Below are 23099 nucleotides of genomic sequence, written 5' to 3'. Positions count from 1 at the left end.
GTGTGGGGCTTCCTGGGGTTCAGCGGGGCAGCTGGTTGCGGGTGCTGGCCCACACGCCGCGGGTTTGGGTGTTGATGCTGCGCTGGTCCTGGATGACGGTGCCTGTGTAGTGGTGGTGGTGTTCGGCGGGGAGGGCTGCGGCGGCTTCTTTGGCGCCGCGCAGGAGGCGGGTGAGGGCGAGGATCGGGACGGCGATGCCGATGGGTGCGGCGGCGATGAGGGCGAGGGTGGTGGGGTCGGCGTGGCTGGAGAAGTGGAGGACTCCGGAAGCGGCGCCGCCTGCGCAGAGGGTGAGGAACCCGGCGGAGATCATGCGGACGCTGTCGTCGGTGGCCTTGCTGCTCATGGGGGGCCGTCCGGGCTGGGGTACGGGCGGGGTGGGGCCGGTGGCGGGGAGCGGGGTGTCGTCGCGGAAGGAGGTGGCCTTGGGCGGCTCCGGCGTGGCGGCGGCGAGGGCCTCTTCGACGTCGTGGAGGAACTCGAGGGCAGCGGGGTTGATGGTGGGGTGCCCGGCCTTGGGGGCGTGGGGCTGCCGCGCGGGGAGGTCGGGCAGGTGGTTCACGGCGGGGTCCTTGAGGTGAGGAGGGGCCGCCCGTCGCGGGAACGGGCGGCGCCCTGATGGGTGTGGGTGGTGCTGGGGCTCAGGGGGTGGTTACTCGCCGTCGGGCTGGCGGAGGACGCGGTGGCCACCCTCGGCGTCGGGCTCGGGGTGGATGACGCCCGCTGCGACGAGAACGAGGAGCAGGCCGTTGGCGACGTCCCAGGGGCAGCGGAGGTTGCGCTGGAGGAACGTGGCGGAGGCGCACTGTTTGGCGATGACCAGTTCCATGGCCTGGGGCATCAGGTCGTTGATCTGCTGGGTGAGGTTGTCGCTGTCCGGTTCGGGTTCGGCGCTGTTGGGCTGGGTGGCGTAGCGGCCGAATTTGGGCTGGTGGATGCGGTCGTCGGCCTTGAGCCAGCGGCCGATGACGGTGGGGTTGGGGGGTGTCTCGTCGGGGTGGAGGCGGGTGAAGGCGTCGGTGATGGCGGCGGGTCCGATGCCGTTCGGGCCGGCGCCTTCGACGATGCGGTAGATGTGCTGGTAGCGGGGGTCGGTGGTGGCTTCGCCGTCGGTGTCGGTGCTGTCGTCGGTGGTGGGGGCCTGCCAGGCGAGGCCGCCCTGCTGGACGACGGCCTGGAACTGGGCGTCGAGGTCGTCGTCGCGGCTGCTGGTCTCGTTGATCTTGTCGTGGAGGCGGCGGATGGCGTCGTCGGCGGCGGTGATGTTGTCCTGGATGCCGGTCGGTGCGGGGGTGGTGCCCCAGTTCGCGGTGACGCCGCTGCCGCGCCGCGGGGTCGTGGTCGGGGTGGTGGAGGTGGTGCTGGGGAGGGTGGCCGGGGCGGGGGCGGCGGCCAGGCCGAAGAGGTGGTCGGTGCCTTCCCAGCGGCGCTCGTAGGCTTCGCCGGCGACCCTGCGGGACAGGTCGTCGAGGGCGGGGTGGCGGTCGGCGGTGGCCTTGACGATGTCGGCGATCTGGGACGGCTTGATCCGGTAGATCTTCACCGGGTGGACCTGTCCGTCGCCGTCGCGGACCAGCGCGCAGCCGGGGTAGGGGGCGTCTTCGGAGCTGGCGTTGTGGTTGTAGCCGAAGAAGTAGTTCAGCTCTGCGTCGTCGGCGACTTTCATGCCGGCCTTGAAGGTGGACTGCTTGAGGATTTGCGGGTCGGACAGGACGTCCTGGGTGGCGCGCAGGCCGGAGGTGGTCTCGTTGACGGCGGCGGCGCGGGCGATCTCAAGGGTCTGGATGAGGTAGTCGGCGATCTGGCGGAGGGTCTCGTCGCGGCGGTTGCGGGTGGAGAAGATCTCGGCGCCTTCGTCGTTGAAGACGCGGATTTCGGGGACCTCGTGGTCGACGGGCAGCTTGTCGTCGTCGGCGGCGATCTCGCGGTCCTGGTAGCCGACCTTGCGGGCCTTGGCGACGTTGACGAGGACCTGGGCCATGGCGAGGGCCTTGTCGGGGGTGTCGGCGACCCAGTCGATCGGGGGTCGGCCGGGGCGGCCGGCGGCGTGCCAGGCGCGCATCCACTTCAGGGCGAGGCCGCCGCCGTTGAGGTCGATGACCCAGGTGAGGGAGTCGGTCATGCGGCACTGGTTGGCGACCATGGCGTGCATGAGGTTGGACTTGCCGGAGCCGCGCTGGCCGACGATGAGCATGGAGGCCTGGCGGTTGACGGGGCCGTAGGGGGTGCCGTCGCGGCGTACGCCGATGGGGACGGGCTGGTTGACGGTCAGGGGGCTGTAGTCGCTGGGGTAGTAGACGTCGTCGATGAGGTGGTTTTCGGTGGAGACGTCGAGGACGACGGCGCCGCGGTGGGCGCCCTTGGAGACTTCGACGCCGCAGCCTTCGGGGAGGCGGGCGTCGGCGGCGAGGGCGTCGGCGCGGCGGGCGATTTCCTTCCAGGTGGCGCCGCCTGCGGGGAGTTCGGCGTCGATGCTGTAGCCGCCGGCGGGCCAGTCTTCGATGCCGGCGACGGTGAGGCCTTCGATGCCGCAGACGCGGGCGATGCGCTGCTGCCATTCGGTGGCGAGGGCCTGGCGGTTCCCGGCGAGCTTGGCCAGGGTGGCGGCGGCTTCGGCTTCGGCGGCCTTGGTGGAGGCTTGGGCCTCGGCGGCGTGGGCGCCGGCGATGGCGGCGCCGAGGCCGATGGCGCCGGCGGTGAGGGATCCGATGCCCCAGGTGGTCCAGGGCCCGTTGGCGATGGCCCAGGAGGACCAGCCTCCGGCGCCGAGCCATCCGGCGGCGCGCATGACGAGGGTGTGGCGGGTCATGTTCTTGCGGCGTCCGGCGATGTGGGTGCCGGCGAGTCCGGCGCCGGCGATGGCGGCGGCGACGGGCCAGGGGGTGTCGAGGAGGTGACCGGCCCAGCTGCAGGTGAGGGTTGCGGCGGCGGCGTTGATCGGGCCGGTGACGGGGCCGTGTCCGCGTTCCCAGTCGAGCTTCACGGGTGGGGTGCCTTTCGAGGGGTGGGGTGGGGGCGGGGATAGGGGGCTGTACCGGGGGTGCCCGGCGGCGGGAGGGCCAGCCGGGCACCCCGTAGGGGGCTAGAGGTTGCGGGTGACGTCCCACATGGCTTCGGCGGTGGCGCCCTTGCGGGGGTTGCGGAGCCGCTCGAGGTCGACGTGGTGGAGTCGCTCGAACGCTGCGGGGAGTTCGGAGGCCAGTTCGGCGGCCTTGAGCTGCAGGGAGTGGACCTGGCGGATGATCTCGACGATGTTCGGGTCGAGCGGCCATTGGGCGTCGGCGTTCTCGACGGTGACCTTCATGGCCTCGGCGTGGAGCTGGAGCGCTTCGGCGAGTCCGGAGAAGTCCTCGCCGACCTGGAGCATGCCGTTCGGCTGGTAGCTGGCGGCGATGCGGGCCATTTCCATGGCGGGGGCGACGAAGTGGTGGCCGCCGGACATGGGTCCTCCAAAGGTGGTCTTGGGCTGGGTGGTGGTGTGGTTGGGGCGGCGGACGGTGTCCGCGATTTCCGGGGCGGCGGGCGTGGTGCCGGCGTCGGCGGTGTCGGCGTTCTTGGCGCGGCGGGCGCGGCGTCGCTTCCACACGTCGCGCAGCCGGGCCAGAGCGGCTTTGCCGCTCCAGTTCCACAGGCCGGACAGGATCCCGGCGCCGGTGGCGAGGAGGCCGTCGGCGAGGGCGCCGGGGACCTTCTTGATCTGGCGGACGAGTCCGGCGGTGGCGGCCTTGGTGGCGGCGGCGAGCTTCTTGCGGCCGGCGGCGCGGGCGGGGGCGGTCATCTTCCATCCGGCGCTGGCGCCGCGGGCGGCGAGGCTGCCGGCGGCGCGGGCCCCGACTCCGGCGGCGCGGGTGGCGCGCCCGAGGGCGGCCTTGATGGTGCCGCCCGCCTTGTTCGATTTGTTGAGGGTTCCGGGGGTGCGGTGCGCCCCTGACCCGCCCACTCCTCCGGGGCGGGTGTGGCGTCCGATGCCGGCGCCGGGGCTGGTGTTCGTGGCGGGTGTCTTGTCGTGGCGCCCCGGGCGGGTGGCGCCGCTTTGGCCGCCACCGTGGCGGTGCTTACCCCCGCCGGAGAAGCCCGTCCCGGAGCCGCCCCGGCCCGCCTTGAGCAGGCCCCCGCCACCGCGGTGCGTGGCGCCGGACACCCCAGAAGCGGAATTCGTGGCGCCATTCTTACGGGGCGCCATGACGCGACCCGCCCCGGCGCCCCAGGCGCCACCGGACGACCGCCCCGTGGCGCCCGGCCCGACGCCACGGCCACCCCCGGTGGCGCCACGCAGGGCGCCCCCCGAGTTCAGCCTCGGCGCTCCGGCGGCGCCACGGAACCCGCCACCGGAGGCGCCACGCAGCAACCCGCGCGAGGCGCCACGGCTGCCCTTGGAGCGGCGGACCGTGGCGCGCCGCCGGAGCGCCACGGTCGTGGCGCCGGCCGCCATGAGGGCGCCGGTGGTGGCGGCCGCCACAGGCCCGCCGTACTGGTAAGCCGTCGTGAGGGTGAGGGCGGTGGCGTTGCCGGTCGAGGCGAGGACCGGACCGACGGGCATGCCGGCACCGGTACGGCTGCGGCGCGGTTTTGTGTCGGTGTCGGTTGCCGGGGCCTCGGCTGCCTGGTCGGTCAGCGGCGAGGGCCAGGACGCGACCGGGGACACCCACACCGGCGCCGGGGCGGGGGCCGGTGTGGGCGCGGCCGCAGGGGGCGGGGTGAGGTTGAGGGCGGGCGGGGTCTTGGTCGGGGCTTGGCGGGTCACAGGGTCCTCCAGGTCAACTGCGACTGCGACTGTGATTGCGACTGGGCGGTGCGGGGTGTGTGCGGTTGCGCCTGTTCAGAGGGGGATCGGGGCGGCTCGGTCGGAGTCGCAGTGGGAGTCGGAGTGGAAGTGGCCGGGGCCGCCGGCGGGTAGTGGCCGGGCCCTGTGGGGGTTAGCCGTCGGTGCCGGTCAGGACGCGGACGTTCTCCGTGCCGAGCGCGGCCAGGCTCGGGTTCTCCGTCTCCAGCTCGGCGCGGAGCTTGCCCGCGTACTGGCGGCTGGTGTGCTTGGCGCGGATCCGCTTCAGCTCGGTGACCATCTCCGACTCCAGCGGCCGCCGGCCGTTGCGGCGGTAGAGGCTGAGGATCGCGTCCTTCGCCGCCTGCCGGCCGGTGGCCTCGGTGGCGTCCGGCTTCTTCGCTGTGGGCGCCACGGCGCTGCTGTTCGTGGCGTGGCGGGGTGCGCTCTGGGCGGCGGGCGTGGCGTCGGCCGGGACGCTCTCGCTGTAGGCCTCGGTGGCGCCGGTCGTGGCGTCCGCCGTGGCGCCCCCACCCCGCTCCGCCCGCGCGCTCTGGAGCGTCGGCGTGACGCCCCGCTCCTCGACGCCACGGCGCTCCGTGGCGGGGGCGTTCGTGACGCCCGCCACGGCCGGGCGCTCCCAGGCGCCACGGGAGTCGAGCACGGGGCGCCCTGTGACGGGAAGCGGAATCCGGTTCGGGGCGCTCTGAGGCGCCGTGGCGGGCACCCGCTCCACGGTGACCGTGGCGCCGCCGAGGATGGTGGCGGCACGCTCCGTGGCGGTCTCCTCCCGCAGCTGCGCGACCGCCTCGTGCTCGGTGAGGGCGGCGCGGATGTGTGCGTCGATGGTCTTGCGGGAGCGGATCGGGTGAGCAATCCACGCCCACTTGCCGAGAACGGGGAGGGTCTGGGCGACCCGGCCGAGGGCGCGGAGTGTGGCGCGGTGTTCGAACCGGTGCCACATCTCGAAGGCGAGCTCGGCGATGATCGGAGCGGAGGCGAAGATGACGCCGCCGACGGTGCCCCAGTTCTCAAGCTGGGCATGCTTCCAGTTCACCCAGGAGCTGGTGCACACCATGGTGAGCATGGCGAGGCGGGGGGCAAGGCCGGAGTCGGTGGTGGTGGCGTAGGACTGGCCGAGGAGCGCGAAGAAGATCGCGGAGACGTCGAACAGGCCGCAGCCCAGGACCGCGACAGCCTCGGGCGTGCCGAACACCTCGGTGAGAAGGGTGTAGATCGACCAGGTACCGACGCCGAGAGCAGCGCTCATGACGAGGCCCAGGACGATGCGGATGACCCAGGCCTTGGCGTCCACCGGCTTGGTAACGAGAGGGTCGTAGAGCGGGTTCGGGCGGTCGCTGACCCGGGTGTGGGGGGTGGCCCCGTCGGTACGGGGCTGCTCCCCCGCGGCGGGGGTGTGCGGCTCGAGGCCGGCCGGGGTGGTGTTCACGGTCGTGGTGTCCCTTCGGTGCGGGTGGGGGCGAGGGTCAGGCGGTCGGCCTGTGTGTGTGTGGGGGGGGGGGGTGGCCGACCGCCTGGCGGGGTTCAGCGGATGTTGTCGGCCGGGTCGCCGGCGAGGGTGGCGACTTCCTTGATCTGGGCACGCTGCCGGTCGATCTCCTCCTCCAGGCGGCCGACGAGCGGAGTGTGGGGGTTGAAGGAGTAGGGGCTGGGTCGGTAGTCGCTGCTGTCGCTGACGTGCCAGGCGCGGGCGTCGATGCCGTTCTCCTTGGCGACGTCCTCCGAGTACGGCAGGTCGTCGTAGCTGACCCGGCTGCGGTAGGTGTCGGTGAGGTCGGCGATCTTCTGCGCGGCGGCGTCGAACGCCTTGGCCGCGGTGCGGGCGTTGGTATGGGCGTCGACGAGCTGGAGGGTCTGGGCGCGCCAGCGGCTGTCGGGGAGGTCGCGGAAGGCGTGGAAGGTGGCGTCCATGGCCTTGTGGGCGCGGGTGTACTCCTGCCAGGCCGTCTCGGCGGCGGTCAGGAGGGGCTTCAGCTCCCGCCGGTAGCGGGCGATGTTCCACAGCTTGTACGCGACGTCGTACTCGTCGGCGAGGGCCCGCCACTCGTCGCGCGGCATGTCGGGGTTGTAGGGCAGGTGCTTGGGCTCGGGCTCGAGGCCGGTGAAGGCGCGGAAGCGGTAGTTGATGCGGGTGCCGTAGGCGGTGGTCTGGGTTTCGGCGGAGAGGTAGTGCGGGTGGTGGGCGACGGCGGGCGTGGTCATCGGGGTCTCCTTGGGGAGGCGGGAGTCGTCGAGGCTGTGGGCGAGGGCGATGGTGCGGGGCATGGCGGGTGGTCCTTCCGGTGGTCAGGCGGCCGGTCGGGGGCTAGGCGGCGGCCGTGTCGGGCGGGTTGGACCAGCGCTTGGCGGTGGTCTTGAGGGCCTCGTGCCAGTTGCCGGTGAAGGCGGCGGGGGCTTCGGGGTAGATGTCGCTGCCGATGATCTGGAAGACCCGCATGCGGGCCTCGTCGTCGGTGACTGCCGGGGCGGGGGCGGGGGTCTGGGTGGTCACGGGGTGGGCCTTTCAGTTCGGGTCGACGGTCCAGGTGCCGTCGATGGAGCGGATGGTGACGGCGAGTCCGGTGACGTGGCCGCCGTGGGCGGTGACGGAGCCGGGGTGGATCTGGTCGAGGCGGTTGAGGAGTTCGGCGAGCTGGTAGGCGAGGAGCCGGGCGCGTTGGGCGGCGTCGGTGAGGTCGTCGGGGGTTCCGGTGTGCATGGGGGCCTTTCTGCCTGGTCGGGCTCGGCACCGTCCCGGCCAGACGGGGCGGGGTGGTCCTGGGCCGGGCCAGCGCCCGGGGACGGGGGTTAGTGGGGGCGGGCGGCGTGGAAGTCGTCGTCGGTGGCGCCGGCGGCGCGGGCGGTGGTCGCGGCCTGCCGGGCGGCGTCGAGCGCGCCCTGCGCCTGGGGGCTGGTGAGGCCGTAGTCGTTGATGGCCTGGGTGGCGACGGCGACGGCGTTGACGGTGTCCTGCACGGCGGTCTGCTTGCTCACGGCGGGGCCTTTCTGGAGGTGTGGGGTGGGGTGGCGGGGCCCGGCCGGTGTCGGCTCCGGCACGGGCCCCGCCCGGGGGTGGTCAGATGCCGTCGATCGCGCCGGCGGCTTCGGCCGCGGGCTGGTGCAGGTCGTGGGCGGTCAGGAGGTAGGCGGCCTTCTCCCCGGCGGCCTGCGCGGCCTTCGCCTGCGTGTCGGGCAGGGCGCGGAGGGCCGGGTTCGTGGCCGGGGTGGTGAGGCGCTGGATCAGCAGGCCGATCAGGGTGAGGACGTCGGCGCCGGTGGATCCGGCGAGGACGGCGCACATGGTCTGGGTCTGGTCGGCGGTGAGGGGGGTGGTGGCGGCGGTTTCGATGCCGTCGAGGATCTGGGCGATGCCGGGGAGCCAGCGGAAGCCGTCCAGGTCGTGCAGGGCGTCACCGAGGTCGTCCAGCGGCGGGATGACCGGGTCGGTGCTGGCCATCACAGCTCGCCGTCCCACTCCCCCGTAACCAGCTGCTCGTACGCCGCCTGCGCGGCCTCCGGGCAGTCGGCGGCGACGACGTCATCCAGGTACGACAGCGGGTCCACGTCGGCGAACACGTCCGCGATGTCGGCGGCCAGCTCCCGGTGCTGCTTCGCGAACGCTGCGGCGTCCAGCGGGGTGGGGGAGGCGGTGGTGTAGGGGGCGGCGAGGCGGGCCATCTCCTCGTACACGGCGTCGATCACGTCGTCCGCGGGGCCGGCCGCGTCGGCGGCGTAGTCGACGAGCGACTCGACCGCCATCGTCAGCGCCTCCACGGCCTTCGCGGACAGCACCGTCTCGCCGGCGAACTCACCGTCAGGGGTGCGCAGCGTCACGCGGTTGGCGGGGGCGTCACCGGGCTTGGACAGGCGGCCGAGGCGCGCCAGCAGCTCCAGAGCGCGGGTCAGGTCGTCCATCACGCCGCCACCGCCTTCAGGACTCGGTCCGAGCCGGTCCAGACAGCGCACGTGGCGCGCTCGACGCCGGTGTAGATGTCGCGGACGATGACCGCGAACTGCGGGGCGCGGCGCTTCAGGATGCGGCGGGCCTCGGACGGGTCGGTGACGACCTGGACGACCTCGAGGTCGGTGACGCCGTCGGAGTAGACGACCCCCGGCCGGCGCGGGCCGATCTCGGCCTGAACGACGCGCCGGAGGGCGGCGTCCATGTTGACCAGGGACTCGGGGATGGGACTGGCACTGCGTGTGCGATCCTTGTTCATGCGGATCGGCCTCCTGGTGATGCAGGTAGGGCAGGGTCTGCGTCAAGGGCTCGGTGTCATCAGCACCGGGCCCTTTCTGCTGCCGCCGTGGCGACATGAACGAAGCTACTCGCACCACGAGTGCGAGTCAACACACTCGCCGAACTTTTCCTTCGGACTAGCACTAGAGCTTCAGATGTGAGACTGTGCCCATGACACTTCAAGGAGGAGCAGTGGATAGCGGATACGCACTCAGCGTGCGGTTCACCACCCGCGACGCCGACGCCGCACAGCGATTCGACGCCCTCGTGGAACGCACGATGGAGGGCATCCGCGCCGAGCCGGGAACCCTAGTGTACGTCAGCCACGTGCCCGTCGATGAGCCGCTGGTGCGGGTCTTCTACGAGCTGTACGCCGACGAAGCGGCGTTCCAGACGCACGAGGAGCAGCCGCACGTGAAGCAGATGTTGAAGGAGAGGGAGCAGTACCTGTCCAGCACCGAGGTGGTCTTCCTCCACGAGCAGGTCGGCAAGAGGCCGGCCGGACCGGAGGCGACATGAAGCCCAAGGGGCAAGAGGTCGACCCGAAGGACCGCGCCTTCGGTATGCACGTCCAGCGGCTCCGCAAGGACCGCGGGCTGACGCAGAAGCAGCTCGCCACCCTGATGGAGAAGACCGACAGCTGGATGTCGCAGGTCGAGCGTGGCGTCCAGCCGGTCGAGCGGATGGACGTACTGCAGGGCCTCGCGGACGCGCTCGGGGTGTCCGTGCAGCAGCTGCGTCCCGGCGCGCCGCTGCCCAGCGACGCGGCGAGCGGTACGCCGACGGCCGTGTACAAGTCCAACGACCTGGACGAGGCGCGACGCCTGATCTCTGGTCACCCGGCCATCGGCACGCTGCTGGGCGCGGTCCGGCCCACGCCGAGCAAGTCGCTGGAGGAGCTGGAAGCCGCCGTCGACGAAATGTGGGAGCTGACCCACGCCGGCGAGTTCGCCGACGTCAGCGCCCGTCTCACGGATCTGCTGCCGGACTTGGAGCAGACCGTACGGATCGTGGACCAGGAGCGCAGCAGCGCCGCCTACCTGCTGCTGGCCCGTACGTACCAGGCCCTCGCTGCGGCCTTCGTCCGGCAGGACCAGGCGGACGCCGCATGGGTCGCCGCTGACCGGGCGATCTGGGCGGCCGAGCGGTCGGGCGACCCGCTGCATGTCGGCGCCGGCGTGTTCCGCATGGTGCAGGCGTTCGTCCGGCTCAGGCAGCTGCAGCAGGCGGAGCACGCGGCACAGACCGCCATCGCCCCCCTGGAGGAGCTGGACAAGCAGGGCGGCCTCACCGTGGAGGGCGTATCGGTCCTCGGCTCCCTGCACCTCGCGCTCGCGCTGGTACAGGCGCGGTCCCACAACCGGGCCAAGGCCCGGGAGGAGATCGAGAAGGCTCGGACTCTGGCGCAGCGCATCAGGCAGGACCGGAACGACTTCAATCTCGAGTTCGGCATCACGAACGTCGAGATCCAGGCCGTGTCCACCGCGGTCGACCTCGGCGACGCCGGCGAGGCCTTGGATATCGGGCTGGCCGTGAACGCCGACGCGCTGTCGCCCGAGCGGCAGGGACGTCTCTTCATGGACCTGGGCCGCGCCTACGCCCAGCGGAGGAACGTCGGCGAGGCCGTCGCCTGCCTGCTGCAGGCGGAGAAGCTCATCCCGGAAACCGTCCGCACGCACGTCGCGGCCAGGAAGGCCATCAAGGAGCTGGTCCTGGTCGAGGGCGCCCGCGCCACGCCCGAGCTGGTGGCGCTGGCAGAAAGGTCTGATGCCTTGGAGTAGCTAGACGCGTTAGACACGTCGCCTGATGACGGCCGACAGGTCACCACAACCTGCCGACCGCCCCTATGGCCGCTGACCTGCGAAGACGAGCGGCCACGTGAATCCCTGCTAGGAGATCCGCCATGAGTCTACTTCGCGCTGTGCGAAGTGGTGATCGTTGCGGAGGGCACCGATGAGCCCCCGCAACCCCGAGAACACGCACGACACTCGACTGCCCCCGGCCGTGACCTTCACGTCCGGCGCCGAACTCCTCATGCAGCTCGGAATCGTCGAGAGCATCACCCGCGAAGGCGTCCGTCACATCGCCACCTCAGAGCTCTACGCCCCGTACTGGCCGTTCGGGCCCGACAAGCCCTACCCCTACGGCAAGGCCAACAACGCTCTGATCATGGCCACCGAGCCGTTCCTGGAGTTCTTCAGGACGGTCTACAAGCAGCTCGGGGACTCCAGCGCCCCGGAGACGACGTAAGACGCACGAACGGCCGGCAGCAAGCGCCACCGGCCGTCCAAGCACCACAGCGGGATGCCGCCCGCTGATCAAAGAACGTCCCTGCATCACCCATGAGCGAGGTCGTCCATGAACCCGAGCGTACCGGTTCCACCGAGGAAGTCGACAAGTAACCCCCCGGAGCCCCTGCCTGTTGTCTCCCGGCAGGGGAACCCTCAGGACTGGGCACCGTTTGACCGCGCCCTTGCCCGCGATGGGTCCGTGGACCCCACGGACAAGGCCGTGTATGCCGCGCTGGCATCGTTCATCGACTCGACGACGGGCCGGTCGGCGCCCAGCGAGGCCGTCCTAGGCAGCTCTGATGTTCCCGATGACGTTCCTACGCGCAAGCGGCTGGCTGCATGCATCGGGAGGACCATGCAGACGGTTGACCGCTCCATCAAGCGCCTGGAGGCGATGGGCGCGATTCGCGTCGACCGCCGAGTGCACCCTGACAACCCGAAGCTACCCATTCCGTCCGTGTACGAACTGCTCCCCTACAAGCCGCAGCCGCCGCTGGTGCAGAAGCCGGTCATCCCGGGGCCACGCAAGCGCCTCCCGATCAGCGCGACGAAGCGGGCCCGCATCCTGGATCGTGACGGCCACCGCTGCCGGAAGTGTGGTGTCGCTGAGGACCTGACCATTGACCACGTACTGCACTGGTCTCGAGGAGGCAGCAACGCCGACGACAACCTCCGCGTCCTGTGCCGGTCATGCAACAGCCGACGACATGACGGTGACCTGGAGGGGATCGACTCGTGAGCGAGGAGTCTCCCCTTGAGGAGTTCGAGTTCCAGGGCGACATCACGGACTACTGGACGTACACCCAGCTCCGTGACCGCCTGCTCTTCATGCCGGTCTCCGACCCGGCCCTACGCATGTACCAGATCGCGCGCTCGATGATCGTGGAGCCGAAGAAGAACCTGCCGGGCCAGGGCTTGCGGCGCCTGACCATCGACCAGATGTGCTTCCTCCTCACCCGGGATACCGGCAAGCCCGTCAGCCACTCGCTCATGTACCAGATCCTGGGCGAGCTGAAGGGCGCGGACCTGATGGTGCCGCTGGACACGAAGCAGGACCTCGGTAGCAGCCAGCTCAAGGGAAAGGAGAAGGCGGCCCGCGGGATCCTGCGGGGCTACCTGGTCAAGGATCTACCTCCGGTGCCGTACACGGGGTGGAGGAACGCCTGGGACAAGCTCAACCACTACCGGCCGGACTGGCGTGAGAATCCGCCGCAGCCGCCGGTGCACGTGGTCACCACGGTGGTCGACGACAACGGCCGGCCCCTGGCTCGGGTGACTCAGATCGCACAGTTCCAGGATTCTGGAACGGAGCAGAAACCCCCCGACCCGGACCAAGATCAGTTCCAGGATTCTGGAACACCTTTCCAGGATCCTGGAACAGCGGTCCAGGATTCTGGAACGGATTCGCCCCCGACCAGCGAGAACGCGCCTCCCAAACAAGGGTCCCCAACAACTCTCTCTAAGAAGAGCGACGGCCCTACCGGGCGCAGCCCGGGTGAACGCCGTAGGCCAACCACAGGTAGTAGGGAGCCGAGCGAGTGCGGCTCCGCCGCGTCCGGCAAGAACAGCCCGCCTTCTCGATCCGTCGACACCAGCAGCAAGAGCACCCCGGCACCGGCCAGGCTGACGGCCGAGGAGCGGAAGGTCAGGGCCGCGATCCTCGAGCTGCTGCCGGCGGACTTCCGGGAGGCGCTGGGCCCCGTGGTCCCGACGAACGTCGGCCGGGCCATGCTCGACGCCCTCGGTGCCGGGACGCCCCGGGAGCGGACGCTCCAGGAGCTGGTGGAGTACCGGTTCCTGCCTCGCTGGCGGGGCTACTGGGCGACCCGGTTCTACGCCGGGGAGCTGACTCCGGACCTGGGCGGCGGGCGGCGTAAGAGGCCGTTCGGGCCGCTGACGCAGATGCTGGCCGATATCGCTGAGTGCGGGAACCTGTGGTGCGAGGACCGGCACGACTTCGTCACCGGTACGGCGTGCACGCAGTGCGAGATGCGGAAGACCGACCAGAGGGCCGACCGCCAGCCCGCCCCGGAGGCCCCGGGGGTGTCAGAGCCGGCCGCTACGGTGCCGAAGCAGGCCGTGGCGCCCATGCAGTGCTGCGATCGCTGCGACCGCGGCTTCCGTTCCCACGCGCCTGGCCTCTGCGGGGACTGCCAGCTCGAGTCAGCAACCGTCTGAGGGGGGATTCGTGATCTACGTGATCGGCGTGGAGGGCTCGCAGGTGGTGAAGATCGGTCTCGGCGGGAATCCGCAGGAGCGTCTTGGCCAGTTGCAGACCGGCAACCCACACGAGTTGCTGTTGCTCTGGGTGCACGAGGGCGGCCGCGCCCTTGAGTCGCACCTGCATGCGACGTTCCTCGAGTACAGGGTGCGGGGCGAGTGGTTCGACCTGTCACCGCTGGGCGACGCGACGCAGGCAGTGAAGGACGCCGTACGAGCTGCGTCAGGCCGCCTGCTGCCCGCTCCCCGGCGACAGCGCACGGCCCGACGCCCCGCAGTTCAGCCAGTGGTCGAGACGCGTGAGGCACTCTTCGAGGGACGTTTCCCAGCGGCGGTCACGTTCGTGGACTCGCCTGTCTTCCACGGCTGGGATGACCGCTTCCCTCCAGCACGGTGAACCTATTGCGCGTGCCATAGGTTATGGGTAGTGTCTGGGGAACCGGCCGGGGCGGTTGCGACCCGCTCCAGCCGGCCCCAAAGTGCACCCTCCGTACGGGCCGGGCGCGTTGAGCAGGATCGCATCCGCCACCGCACCCAGGAGCCCAACCATGGCAATCCCGCCGAACCTTGACCGAAACGCCCTGCTGTTCGCCGGCCTGCTGCTCGCGGCGTACGTGCTGCTTCCGCGGCTGACGACGGAGCAGCTCGCCGTCCTCGGCGCCCTTGCCTCCCTGCTCCAGCCAATCGTCCAGGCGGCGCTGAGCAGGCGGGAGTGAGAGACCCGACGACCCCCAGGTCTTCGAGCCTGGGGGTCGTCGGCTGCCCCGGCCCTGTACCGGTTGTCAGTGCCGGGTCGTACCTTGAATCCAGGGCCTTCTTCGCATTGCTGCTGGATGGGGGACGTCTGTGGCGAATGGTGTCTGGCATGCCGGCTTGGAGACCGTCCTCGAGCTGGACAAGGAAGACCTCGGCCTGGGGCGTGACGCCGAACCAGACATAGTCGAGGACTTGAAGACAGAGCTCCTCCTGCCCGTCGCGGAACGGGACCGACACCTTCTCGTGTGCCCGGAGAGCAGCCGTGGACGTCCGTGCAAGGCCGAGTTGAGCGGCGTTCGTAGCTCGTACATGTACGTGCGGAAGCATCGTGGTCCGGACGGCAAGGTCCGGCTCCGTGCGGCGCACCTGCCCACCGCGTACGAGATGACGTCCGAGGAACGCGACATCCACAAGGCCACCAAGGACTTCCTAGCCCGTACCGCGCAGAGCGCCGGCCTCGATGTGCTCGTCGAGAAGGCGTCCAAGTTCCGGGCGTCCCGTCCTGATGTGACGATCGTGGGCGCCGGCGGGGTGAGCCTTGGGTGCGAGGCGCAGTTCTACAACGCCAGCCCGAGCACTGTACTGCGCCGATCCCGAGCCCATGCCGAGGCCGCCCTGACGGCCAACTGGGTTACTCACGACGACCGGTTCCACCTGATCGACCGGGCGAACTGGATGCTGATCAACAAGTTGCCATGGCGGGTGATCGCGGATGCCGATGATCTACCGCTTGTCGGTGGCTACCGTGTCCTCGTCGAGTGGCGGTGTGAGGAAAGCGCCGAGCGCCCCTGCCCCTATGGCGGTCTGAAGGAGAAGACCGGCTGCGGCCAGATGCACTTGCAGTGGGACACACCCCAGCGTGCGAGCGATGAAGGGACTGGGTGGACAAGCTTCATGGGTTCCGGGAAACGGGTCACCGTCGGGCAGATCCTGGTCGGTGCCGCTACCGGCGGCGTCGCCCCGTTGTTCGTCCGTTCCCGCAAGGACCGACGGTCCGGCAGTCACCTATGGGTGCCGGTCAAGGACCGGGACAAGTGGGCGGGGTACCGGGAGGTGGATCCGCCCACATTCGAGGAGACAACGGAGCCGGATGACGAACTCCACTTCTCGGGCCGGGACGCGGACACGACGTGCCAGTTCGGTGAGAAGACGTGGCACCCGAGTGCTCCGCTCAAGAGGCGAGGGATCGACAGCGTCGAGCTCACGATCACGGTCGATAACCCGCGCCCGTCGTTGGTGAGGGCCTCCGTCCCGATACAGCGGACGGAGGAGCCTCCGGTGCTTGCCCGCAGGGTGGCTCCGTCCATTCCGCTGCCCGCGCCGGGCATATGTGAGATCGGTGCACCGAAGTGCGGCAAGGTGGCGCGCTTGTACCCGGGAGGATGGCGCTGCGAGCAGCATCGGCCTGGCGCGCTGTCTGCCTGAACCACAGTGCTCCCGCTGACGCTCCCTTGCCGTGCCCGATACGGTGAGGGGCGCACCCTGACCCTGCGGAGGCACCCGATGGCGCACCTCGTGTTCGAGCCCGACGAGCAGCAGCAGCTGCGTGACGCCGCGCGCACCGAGTTCCCTGGGAACCCCGCCCTCGCCTACGTGCTCGAGTCGTTGGCGGCGGAGGGCATCGACCTGGACTCGTGCCGGGACTGGGAGGACCTCCGTCTCGAGGCCGGGCTGCCCCCGCGCACCGGCGACGAGGCAGACGTTGCCTAAGCACGCGCGCGGCCGCCGGCCGCGGATCGTGTTCGTCGAGCCGGCCGAGACGCAGCTCCGCACCCTCACCTCCGCCCAGGCCGCCCGCCTGGACACCGCGCTCGGCGTGATCGGCGCCGACCCCGGCACGGTCAAGGAACACGCGACCGCGCCGGCGCTGCACGACTACCAGCACGACGGTGTGCGGGTCGTGTTCTACGCGACCGCGCTCGGCAGCATCCTGATCGTCACGTACGTCGAGGTCGACTGACCGCACCACCATGGCGTGGGGTCGCCACCGGCCGGTTCGCGCTCTTGCCGACCCGCCAGTACGCCGTCACCTTCGAGGCTCGGGACATCCAGCCTTGAGGGGGACACGTTGGCCAACCCGCCCGCACCCGCACCCCGTACCGTCACCCAGTGGACCGGCCGCGCCATGCTCTGGTGGGCCCGGCTCCTCCAGCACACCGTCGCCGGCAAGACTCGCCGCAAGCAGCACGTCGCCCGCCGGAACGCCGCCATGCGCGCCGCCCACCTCCGCGGCGTGGACCGGGACACCATCACCCGCACGATCGGCCTGTCCGGCGAGCAGGTCCGTAAGGCGCTGCGCGGGGAACCGACCACCGAGTAGCCCACGCCCACGCCGGGGCGCCGGGTACGATCCGCCCCTGGGTGGGTTCACCATCCCGGTGTACGCCTTGTCAGCCCCCGCCCCCTTGTGCCCCCGTCTCCGCGCTCTGGACCGGGGGCACCGGTACGCTCACCCAGCCCGCGCTTCCAGCACCAGATCCACGAACCAGCCAGCCGACTTCTTGTCCATCCCCTGGACGTGCTGCAAGGCAAGTCCAGGGCCACCGCCCACCCGCTCCGCCAGCCTCACCGTCTCGTGGGCTCGTTCCAGCATCCTGTGCATCACGTTCACGGCCCACGACTCACCGGCTTGCAAGGCTGCCCCGAGCACCGGGGCGAAGTGGTCAGCCCACGATTCCCCGTGCAGAACTTTCAGGTCTGCGACCACGGACTCCAGACACTTCTCGCTCATACGGGGTGAACGAGCCGGGCTGGCCCCCGTTCCGGCCCGCCCTGTCGGTGCGCGCTGCGATACTCGGGCTCGCCGTACCCGCGCCAGCTTGAGGGAGCCCGCTCGTGGACCAGGACCGTACGCCGCAGGACCTCGCTTACGCGGCCGCCGACACCATCCGGGAGCTGAACCACGCGACCAAGTCGGTGTCGGCGTTCCACGGTGAGCACGGTTTCCGCGGCGCCGCGCCGGCGAACCTGTCCAGCACCGTCCAGGGCCTCATCACGCTGACCGACCGCATGCCGCAGTCGCTGCAGCAACTCCGCCGCGGGCTGCAGCAGCTCGAGGAGGAGCAGCAGATCCGCATGGCGGACGGTACCGAGCCGGGTGAGGGGGTGTCGACGGCGCTGCGTGCCCTGCTGAACGCCGAGGAGGCGATCCGGGCCGCGAACCACGCACTGCGTACGGCGGGGGCGCCCATGGCCGCGATGGGCGGCTACCTCGACGAGACACTCGACGAGGACGACGACGCGGTCGTCTGACCGCCAGCCCCGGCCCGGCCGTCTACAGGTCAATGAGGGCCCAGCGGCGGCGGCCGCCGTCCTCGCGGTCGGTGTCGGTGCCGCACGACGACACCACTGGGTACGCGGCCAGCTGGTGCAGCAGCCCGTCGTCGGGGCCGGCGTGGCCGGGCTGGTGGGACAGGACGAGGATCAACGCCTGGTGGTCCTGGTCGGCGAGGTGGACGCTGATCCGGTTCCCGCCGTCTGCGAGCGCGGCCTGCACGAGGGTGGTGGTGAGGGTGCCGACCGGGGTGTCGGCGGGCAGCCGGTAGCCCCAGTCGCCGAGCTTGCCGAGGACCTGCCGGGCGGCCTTGGGGCCGGCGGACTTCGACGCCCACGGCTGGGCGTCGAGGGTCCAGTTCGCGGCGCGGCGGTTCGCGATCCGCGCCCGCAGCCGGGGCCGGGCGGCGACCGCCGTACCCGGACCGGGCAGACCACCCAGCAAGGCGATGGGCGGCGTGGTGCCGGTCTCGGGGCGGGGGGCCTCGACCGGCTTCTTCGGCGGGGGCGGGGTTTTCGGCGGGTAGTCCGGGCGGTGCGGCCCGCCCTCGGCGTCCAGCGGTGATGTCACAGCAGCCTCCCCGGGAGCCCGGCGCAGCCCCGGCAGGGGCCCGTCCGCTCATCGTAGGGCGGCCAGCCGGGGCGCCGGTGATGGTTCGCCAGGCTGCGGCTGCGGGGCGCGGGCCCGGGGTGGATGTTCCGGCCTGGGCCCGCGTACTGCACGCACCCCCTCCAACGACCGGCCCCGCCTCGCGGTGGCGGCCCGGCCGGTCCTGATCGCCGAGCAGGGGGATGCCGGGCGCGGTCCGGTGCCACGCTGGTGCTGGACACGAGTCCCGGAAGCGCCCCCATCGGGGAACTGCTGGCTTGGCCCCGGCCCTTCGGGAGGCCGGGGCTTCGCTGTCCCCCAACCCCGCATAACCTATTGCTACAACCGTGGGATATGGGTAGGGTGGACCGGACCCGGGGGAATCCCGAGCGCGCACCGCGCCACCCTGGAACCCGCGCCCCCTCCACCCAGGAGCCGCCCTCATGGCCACCTATCAGTTCGAGTTCGGAGCCCTGGGCGACAGCCGCCCCGTACCGCCCCTCACCGTGCAAACCACCGACCCCGACACCCTCAGCCGTGCCGTCGTCGAACACGCCCGCCCCCACATCACCCCGATCCTCACCGAAATGGGCCGGCCCGAGCTCGCCGACTGCCTGTTCCGCATGAACCGCGACCGCTCCATGGGCCAGTTCCTCTGGCTCGACCTCGCCGGCGGAAAGAGCGCCGAGTTCCTTCCCTCCCGAATCACCACCACCCCGGAACGCATCCAGCGCAAGCGGACCGCCGGCTGGACCGCGAACGGTGCCAGGTACGTCGGCCGCGGCACCCGCTGGGGCAACCCGTTCACCATCACCGACTGCCTCGAAGCCGGACTCGCCGAGTCCAAGGACGAGGCCCGCAAGGTAGTCACCGACCAGTACCGCCAGTGGCTGGTCGGTGAACTGGACGGCGGCCCCGGCCCGGTCGGTACGTCGTGGTCACGGGAACGCCGCGACTGGATCCGCAGTGATCTCGACGAACTCCGGGGCCGGGACCTCATGTGCTGGTGCCCACTCGTGGACACGGACGGCAACCCGGTCCCATGTCACGCAGACGTCCTGCTCGAGCTCTGCCACACGACCCAGGAGTCCTGACCGTGTCCTACCCGCAGCTCTACACCCCCGAAGAGCACCTCGCCGCCGCCCAGGACAAGCTCGGCATCCCCCCGATCGTCGTCATCTGCGGCTCCACCCGCTTCATGGCCGAGATGGCCGACGCCGACCGCGCCCTCACCTGGGCCGGCAACATCGTCATCAAGCCCGCCTGCGACATGAAGGCCCCGCACCCTCTGTGGGACGACCCCGACGAGGCCGAGGCCGGCAAGAAGCGCCTCGACGACCTGCACCGGGCGAAGATCCGCCTCGCCAACTGGGTTCTCGTCGTCGGCGACTACGTGGGCGACAGCACCCTTGCGGAGATCAAGTACGCCCGCGAAAAAGGCAAGACGGTCCACTTCACCCACCCCGAAGTCGACCCGCAGGGGACACCCGATGCCTGAGCCCACCACGGCAACCCCACCCGCTTCCTCCGGCACCGAGACGACCACCGACCGGTACCGCGCCCTCCTCGACCGCCTCGGCGCCGCCCGGGCCCGCGCCCTCGACGCCGCCGCCCTCACCCCCGACATCAGCGCCATGGCCACCGGCATCGCGGCCGGCTACCTCCACGCCACCGCCGACATCATCTGCGCCTTCGAAGGCACCGAGGCCGCGCAGGCTTACGTACGCCAGCAGATCACCGACGTAGAGGCGCAGAACACCAGCGCAGGGGACGGCGCCCGGTGAGCCGACTGCCCACCACGCCCATCACCGTCTTCCACGGCCTGCTCCTCGGCGCCGTCGCCGCCGCCCTGACCACCGGCCTCCTCCGGCTCATCCTCGGCCACTGGCCCCCACCCCTCACTGCCTGCCTCACCACGAACGCAGTCATCTACTGCACCTCTTGGCTCATCAACTTCCGCCGCATCCGGCAACAGCAACGCCTCAAGGCCCTGTACGACCAGCCCGCCCACGGAGAGGGAACCTGATGACCACGCCCGCTGAGGAAGTCCGCGCCGCTGAGGAACGCGTCCGCATGGGCGGCCGGCGCATCGACATCGCCCTCCGCGGCCCGCTCGCCGAACTCCTCGACGACCTCGCCGTCGGCGACGACGAAGGCGAGATCAACCCCTACGCCCTCGACCTCGCCCGCGCCCTCAACAGGAGCAGCCAGTGACCCCCGCCGACGAGCTCCGCACCGCCGCCCAGACCCTCATGGACCTCGCTGACACCGCCCAGGAAGACCTCGACACCGCGGACTACTGGAAGCCCTACGACAAGACCACCGCATGGCGCGACGGCTTCGTCAACGGCTTCGGCGGCGCCTGCTCCGACCTCGTCGCCGTGTTCACCCCGGCCACCGCGCACGCGCTCGCGGCCTGGCTGCGCTCCGAGGCCGACCGCCTCACGGTCACCACACACCCGGGCTGGCAGGACACCGTAGCGCCGAACCCACTCGCCGTGGCCCGCGCCATCAACGGGAGCAGCCGGTGACCGGCCCGGACGACCCGGACTGGCGGTGGGAGTTCCGCTGCGAGGACTTCGTCTACGCCCGCCTCGCCGAACAGCAGACCGCCGCCGAAGCCCTCTCGCCTGGACCGACCCGCGACCAGGCCCTCACCAACGTCGACACGATCTACCTCATCGCCTCCCAGCACAACATCTGGATCGACATGCGCGGCCGGTCCGCCGGCCGCTGCATCACCTGCGCACCTGGCGACGGCGGAGTCCCCTGCTACACCATGCGCGGCCTCGCTCGCCTCTGGAGCCACCACCCCGACTACCGGCCCGGCTGGAACCAGCACGTAGAGGACCCCGGCTCCGCCACCCACCAGGAGTACAAGCAGCGCTCCACCATCTACTCCCGCCGCGAGGCCGAGCTGAACGCCTTCTACGACCGGTTCGACCTTGTACAGACCGATACCGGGGAGCACTGGCGCTGCAAGACGTGCGGCGCCTGCGGGGAGGAGCAGCGGCCGATCCTCGCCAGCGACTACCCGTTTGCCATCACCGGCGCCCCGCGAGAGCACCCCACCTGCCCCGAGAGGAACGAGACGTGATTCGTGAGGAGCGCATCCCGCTCGACCAGCTGACCCCCGAACAGCTTGCGGCCCTGTACGACCAGATCGACAAGCTGGCCAACCCGCCAGCGCTCCGGAACTGCCTGGTGCCGGGATGCTTGAAGCAGTACGACGCCATGGCCTGCATGGCCGGTGAAACCCCGGCCCGTCCGGAGTGGTCCGGCACGGGCTGGCACACCCTCGGATCCGGCTCCATCTTCCCCGCGGGCGGACACATCTGCCCCGACCACACCCAACTGGCCACCGGCCACATGCCGCGCCGCGTCAAGCTCACCGGAGGCCGGTGGACGATCGACTGCGGATGCGGCTGGACCCCGACCCCGCAGCGCTGGCACGGCGTACTGGGCGCCATGTGGGAGCAGCACGTCCTCACCGTCACCGGCACTCTGCCCGAGGCGCCGCCGCAGACCGACCCCGAGCACCGCACTCCGCTCGCGGACCTCACCGAGGACACTCTGGCCGAGCTGTATGACCGGCTCTGGGACGCCGAAGACGAGGTTGTCCAGGCCCGGGATGCCGGCCGGGCCATGTACCTCGCCTACGAGAGCTGGCGGCGGTTCAGCGGCGAGCAGGGTGCCCTCCTCTCGGGCGTCCACAGCGCCCTGTGGTCCCTCCGCCACAACCTCGCCCACGACTCCCGCGACTGGGCACAGGACTGGACCGACGCCTGGCTCTACGCCCTCATCATCGGCTGGGACTGCGAACAGCAGCACCAGCACGGAGACGACTGCCCCGCCGCCCTCGACGAGATCGCCGCCAAGCACGAATGGACCCCGGCACGCCTAGACCTCGCGCGCAAGCACCGCGGCGTCCTCGCCCAGGCCGGCCCGAACGGCGAGACCGACGCCCAAGCCGCCCGCACGGCCGCCGCCGACACGACCGAGGAGCGCACCTCGTGACCGACACCAGCAACGAGTCCGAGCTCACCGAGACGCAGAAGGCGTACAACGTCGCCCAATACGAGCTGTTCCAGCTCGCCGCCTACGGCCACTACACGCACGCTCCCCTGACCGACACGCGCACCGGTAAGTACCTGTCCATCCGGGAGATCGAAGCCGGTCAGCAGGACTACAACGACCGCATCCGGCAGGCGCGCGAGCAGCTGGAGGCAGCGGTCCTCAACCTCGTCGCCGAGAAGGCGGAGACGCTCCGCGGCGACTGGGGTGTCATGGTCGCGTGGCTGCGCTCGCTGGCCGCCGACCCGACGGAGCTGTCTCTCCTGGCCGCTCCCCGCGAGGAGGAGGACAGCCGGTGAGCACGCTGGAGGACGCACAGGCGGCCGCCGACGTAGCGCGGGCAGTTGTGGACCGGGAGCTGGAGCGCCTGCGGACCGAACTGGCTCGGGCCAGGAACCGCGTCACCGCCCTCCACGCGCCCGTTCAGCACATGGGCCAGACCTGGTGCAGCGAGTGCTCCGTACGCCGCTCCACGGGCCCGACGACGGACGAGTGGGTGGCGCTCATCCCGCACCCCTGCCCCACCATCGACGCGTTCAGCGAGCAGGCGCCCGACACGGTGATCACCGATGGCCACTGACGACAAGCCGCCCCTGCCCGACCGCATGCTCGCCCCCTGGCCCCGCATCACCGTCGACACCGATGACCAGGACTTCAAGCGCATCGACCGGATCGCCGGCCATGCCGCCACCCACTGGGTCCTCGGCCCCGAAGGCACCTACAAGCAGAACCTCACCCTCGCCGAGACCGTCGACGGCGCCGTACGCGAAGCGCTCCTCCACCTCCTCGAGCTCGGCCTCATCGACATCGACTCCGACCGCCTCAACGCCGCCCCCGGCTGGCCCACACACCGCGTACGCCGGGTACCCGCCCCCGCACCGAAGGAGGCTTGAG

The 23099-nt window shown here is 71.0% G+C and carries 36 protein-coding genes; 23 read left to right on the top strand and 13 right to left on the bottom strand.

The genetic code is table 11. The annotated features are described in order from the left end of the window. Nucleotides 1-19: 19 nt before the first annotated feature. The 11 genes from IE109_RS29110 to IE109_RS29060 form a co-directional block, all read right to left on the bottom strand. On the bottom strand, nt 20-562 hold the full coding sequence (locus IE109_RS29110; protein ID WP_189554354.1) for a hypothetical protein: 543 nt from the start codon (nt 560-562) through the stop codon (nt 20-22). 90 nt (nt 563-652) lie between these two features. Continuing rightward, complete coding sequence (locus tag IE109_RS29105; protein ID WP_189554353.1) at nt 653-2983, bottom strand: hypothetical protein; 2331 nt, start codon at nt 2981-2983, stop codon at nt 653-655. Between the two features lie 99 nt (nt 2984-3082). After that, the gene (locus IE109_RS29100; protein WP_189554352.1) at nt 3083-4744 is read right to left on the bottom strand and encodes a hypothetical protein; all 1662 of its coding nucleotides are present in this window, start codon (nt 4742-4744) and stop codon (nt 3083-3085) included. 172 nt (nt 4745-4916) lie between these two features. Beyond that, nucleotides 4917-6212: a DUF2637 domain-containing protein gene (locus tag IE109_RS29095; RefSeq protein WP_189554351.1), complete on the bottom strand. Its 1296-nt coding sequence runs from the start codon at nt 6210-6212 to the stop codon at nt 4917-4919. A gap of 95 nt (nt 6213-6307) precedes the next feature. Further along, nucleotides 6308-7048, bottom strand: coding sequence for a hypothetical protein (locus IE109_RS29090; RefSeq protein WP_189554350.1), 741 nt, complete (start codon nt 7046-7048; stop codon nt 6308-6310). 40 nt (nt 7049-7088) lie between these two features. Then, the gene (locus IE109_RS29085; protein WP_189554349.1) at nt 7089-7274 is read right to left on the bottom strand and encodes a hypothetical protein; all 186 of its coding nucleotides are present in this window, start codon (nt 7272-7274) and stop codon (nt 7089-7091) included. Nucleotides 7275-7286: 12 nt separating this feature from the next. Beyond that, entirely contained in the window at nt 7287-7481 is a 195-nt protein-coding gene (locus tag IE109_RS29080; protein WP_189554348.1) for a hypothetical protein, read from the bottom strand. An 89-nt stretch (nt 7482-7570) separates the two neighbouring features. Further along, on the bottom strand, nt 7571-7756 hold the full coding sequence (locus tag IE109_RS29075; RefSeq protein ID WP_189554347.1) for a hypothetical protein: 186 nt from the start codon (nt 7754-7756) through the stop codon (nt 7571-7573). Between the two features lie 82 nt (nt 7757-7838). Then, nucleotides 7839-8219, bottom strand: coding sequence for a hypothetical protein (locus tag IE109_RS29070; protein ID WP_189554346.1), 381 nt, complete (start codon nt 8217-8219; stop codon nt 7839-7841). Beyond that, complete coding sequence (locus tag IE109_RS29065) at nt 8219-8677, bottom strand: hypothetical protein (protein ID WP_189554345.1); 459 nt, start codon at nt 8675-8677, stop codon at nt 8219-8221. The genes IE109_RS29070 and IE109_RS29065 overlap by 1 nt, the downstream gene beginning before the upstream one ends. Next, nucleotides 8677-8982, bottom strand: a complete 306-nt coding sequence (locus IE109_RS29060) for a hypothetical protein (RefSeq protein WP_189554344.1) — start codon at nt 8980-8982, stop codon at nt 8677-8679. Before IE109_RS29060 ends, IE109_RS29065 begins: the two co-directional genes overlap by 1 nt. 212 nt (nt 8983-9194) lie before the next feature. On the opposite strand from IE109_RS29060, the gene IE109_RS29055 reads away from it, so the two are divergent. The 11 genes from IE109_RS29055 (at nt 9195) to IE109_RS29005 (ending at nt 16589) form a co-directional block, all read left to right on the top strand. Then, nucleotides 9195-9521, top strand: coding sequence for a putative quinol monooxygenase (locus IE109_RS29055; protein ID WP_229891689.1), 327 nt, complete (start codon nt 9195-9197; stop codon nt 9519-9521). Beyond that, nucleotides 9518-10783: a helix-turn-helix domain-containing protein gene (locus IE109_RS29050; RefSeq protein ID WP_189554342.1), complete on the top strand. Its 1266-nt coding sequence runs from the start codon at nt 9518-9520 to the stop codon at nt 10781-10783. Before IE109_RS29055 ends, IE109_RS29050 begins: the two co-directional genes overlap by 4 nt. 172 nt (nt 10784-10955) lie before the next feature. Then, nucleotides 10956-11252 carry a hypothetical protein gene (locus tag IE109_RS29045; RefSeq protein ID WP_189554341.1) on the top strand — a complete coding sequence of 99 codons (297 nt, stop codon included), beginning with the start codon at nt 10956-10958 and terminating at the stop codon, nt 11250-11252. Between the two features lie 240 nt (nt 11253-11492). Next, complete coding sequence (locus tag IE109_RS29040) at nt 11493-12032, top strand: HNH endonuclease (RefSeq protein WP_229891687.1); 540 nt, start codon at nt 11493-11495, stop codon at nt 12030-12032. Next, a complete protein-coding gene (locus IE109_RS29035; RefSeq protein ID WP_189554340.1) occupies nt 12029-13471 on the top strand; it encodes a hypothetical protein in 1443 nt (480 codons plus the stop codon). Before IE109_RS29040 ends, IE109_RS29035 begins: the two co-directional genes overlap by 4 nt. A gap of 10 nt (nt 13472-13481) precedes the next feature. Next, nucleotides 13482-13910: a GIY-YIG nuclease family protein gene (locus IE109_RS29030; RefSeq protein ID WP_189554339.1), complete on the top strand. Its 429-nt coding sequence runs from the start codon at nt 13482-13484 to the stop codon at nt 13908-13910. Between the two features lie 151 nt (nt 13911-14061). Beyond that, the gene (locus IE109_RS29025; protein WP_176737696.1) at nt 14062-14229 is read left to right on the top strand and encodes a hypothetical protein; all 168 of its coding nucleotides are present in this window, start codon (nt 14062-14064) and stop codon (nt 14227-14229) included. A gap of 157 nt (nt 14230-14386) precedes the next feature. Then, nucleotides 14387-15694, top strand: coding sequence for a hypothetical protein (locus IE109_RS29020; protein ID WP_189554338.1), 1308 nt, complete (start codon nt 14387-14389; stop codon nt 15692-15694). A gap of 78 nt (nt 15695-15772) precedes the next feature. Further along, nucleotides 15773-15979, top strand: coding sequence for a hypothetical protein (locus tag IE109_RS29015; protein WP_189554337.1), 207 nt, complete (start codon nt 15773-15775; stop codon nt 15977-15979). Further along, nucleotides 15972-16229: a hypothetical protein gene (locus tag IE109_RS29010; protein ID WP_189554336.1), complete on the top strand. Its 258-nt coding sequence runs from the start codon at nt 15972-15974 to the stop codon at nt 16227-16229. Before IE109_RS29015 ends, IE109_RS29010 begins: the two co-directional genes overlap by 8 nt. Nucleotides 16230-16337: 108 nt before the next feature. Then, nucleotides 16338-16589, top strand: a complete 252-nt coding sequence (locus IE109_RS29005; RefSeq protein WP_189554335.1) for a hypothetical protein — start codon at nt 16338-16340, stop codon at nt 16587-16589. 129 nt (nt 16590-16718) lie between these two features. Here the strand turns inward: IE109_RS29005 and IE109_RS29000 are convergent, their stop codons facing one another. Next, nucleotides 16719-16976: a hypothetical protein gene (locus IE109_RS29000; protein ID WP_189554334.1), complete on the bottom strand. Its 258-nt coding sequence runs from the start codon at nt 16974-16976 to the stop codon at nt 16719-16721. 128 nt (nt 16977-17104) lie between these two features. Between IE109_RS29000 and IE109_RS28995 the strand changes: the two genes are divergently transcribed. Next, on the top strand, nt 17105-17521 hold the full coding sequence (locus tag IE109_RS28995; RefSeq protein ID WP_069456265.1) for a hypothetical protein: 417 nt from the start codon (nt 17105-17107) through the stop codon (nt 17519-17521). 22 nt (nt 17522-17543) lie between these two features. On the opposite strand, the gene IE109_RS28990 is transcribed toward IE109_RS28995, so the two are convergent. Beyond that, nucleotides 17544-18113 (bottom strand): hypothetical protein, encoded by a 570-nt coding sequence (locus tag IE109_RS28990; protein ID WP_189554333.1) that lies wholly within the window; start codon nt 18111-18113, stop codon nt 17544-17546. Nucleotides 18114-18574: 461 nt separating this feature from the next. Between IE109_RS28990 and IE109_RS28985 the strand changes: the two genes are divergently transcribed. From IE109_RS28985 to IE109_RS28935, 11 genes are read left to right on the top strand one after another with little or no spacing between them, the layout of a single operon-like run. Next, nucleotides 18575-19225, top strand: a complete 651-nt coding sequence (locus IE109_RS28985; RefSeq protein ID WP_229891686.1) for a DUF4326 domain-containing protein — start codon at nt 18575-18577, stop codon at nt 19223-19225. Nucleotides 19226-19227: 2 nt separating this feature from the next. After that, nucleotides 19228-19629: a hypothetical protein gene (locus tag IE109_RS28980; RefSeq protein ID WP_189554332.1), complete on the top strand. Its 402-nt coding sequence runs from the start codon at nt 19228-19230 to the stop codon at nt 19627-19629. Next, nucleotides 19622-19915: a hypothetical protein gene (locus IE109_RS28975; RefSeq protein WP_189554331.1), complete on the top strand. Its 294-nt coding sequence runs from the start codon at nt 19622-19624 to the stop codon at nt 19913-19915. The genes IE109_RS28980 and IE109_RS28975 overlap by 8 nt, the downstream gene beginning before the upstream one ends. Further along, nucleotides 19912-20157 carry a hypothetical protein gene (locus tag IE109_RS28970; RefSeq protein WP_189554330.1) on the top strand — a complete coding sequence of 82 codons (246 nt, stop codon included), beginning with the start codon at nt 19912-19914 and terminating at the stop codon, nt 20155-20157. Before IE109_RS28975 ends, IE109_RS28970 begins: the two co-directional genes overlap by 4 nt. Next, nucleotides 20157-20345 carry a hypothetical protein gene (locus tag IE109_RS28965; RefSeq protein ID WP_189554329.1) on the top strand — a complete coding sequence of 63 codons (189 nt, stop codon included), beginning with the start codon at nt 20157-20159 and terminating at the stop codon, nt 20343-20345. Before IE109_RS28970 ends, IE109_RS28965 begins: the two co-directional genes overlap by 1 nt. Next, entirely contained in the window at nt 20342-20662 is a 321-nt protein-coding gene (locus tag IE109_RS28960; protein WP_189554328.1) for a hypothetical protein, read from the top strand. The genes IE109_RS28965 and IE109_RS28960 overlap by 4 nt, the downstream gene beginning before the upstream one ends. After that, complete coding sequence (locus IE109_RS28955) at nt 20659-21228, top strand: hypothetical protein (protein WP_189554327.1); 570 nt, start codon at nt 20659-20661, stop codon at nt 21226-21228. The genes IE109_RS28960 and IE109_RS28955 overlap by 4 nt, the downstream gene beginning before the upstream one ends. Continuing rightward, nucleotides 21225-22148 (top strand): hypothetical protein, encoded by a 924-nt coding sequence (locus IE109_RS28950; protein ID WP_069455963.1) that lies wholly within the window; start codon nt 21225-21227, stop codon nt 22146-22148. Before IE109_RS28955 ends, IE109_RS28950 begins: the two co-directional genes overlap by 4 nt. Next, the gene (locus tag IE109_RS28945) at nt 22145-22504 is read left to right on the top strand and encodes a hypothetical protein (RefSeq protein ID WP_189554326.1); all 360 of its coding nucleotides are present in this window, start codon (nt 22145-22147) and stop codon (nt 22502-22504) included. Before IE109_RS28950 ends, IE109_RS28945 begins: the two co-directional genes overlap by 4 nt. Then, complete coding sequence (locus tag IE109_RS28940) at nt 22501-22785, top strand: hypothetical protein (RefSeq protein WP_189554325.1); 285 nt, start codon at nt 22501-22503, stop codon at nt 22783-22785. The genes IE109_RS28945 and IE109_RS28940 overlap by 4 nt, the downstream gene beginning before the upstream one ends. Next, nucleotides 22775-23098 carry a hypothetical protein gene (locus IE109_RS28935; protein ID WP_189554324.1) on the top strand — a complete coding sequence of 108 codons (324 nt, stop codon included), beginning with the start codon at nt 22775-22777 and terminating at the stop codon, nt 23096-23098. The genes IE109_RS28940 and IE109_RS28935 overlap by 11 nt, the downstream gene beginning before the upstream one ends. Nucleotide 23099 lies beyond the last annotated feature (1 nt).

Origin of the sequence: Streptomyces lavendofoliae, from assembly GCF_014649735.1 — a bacterium.
GTDB lineage: Bacteria > Actinomycetota > Actinomycetes > Streptomycetales > Streptomycetaceae > Streptomyces > Streptomyces lavendofoliae.
This window is presented reverse-complemented; position numbering and strand designations above follow the sequence as displayed.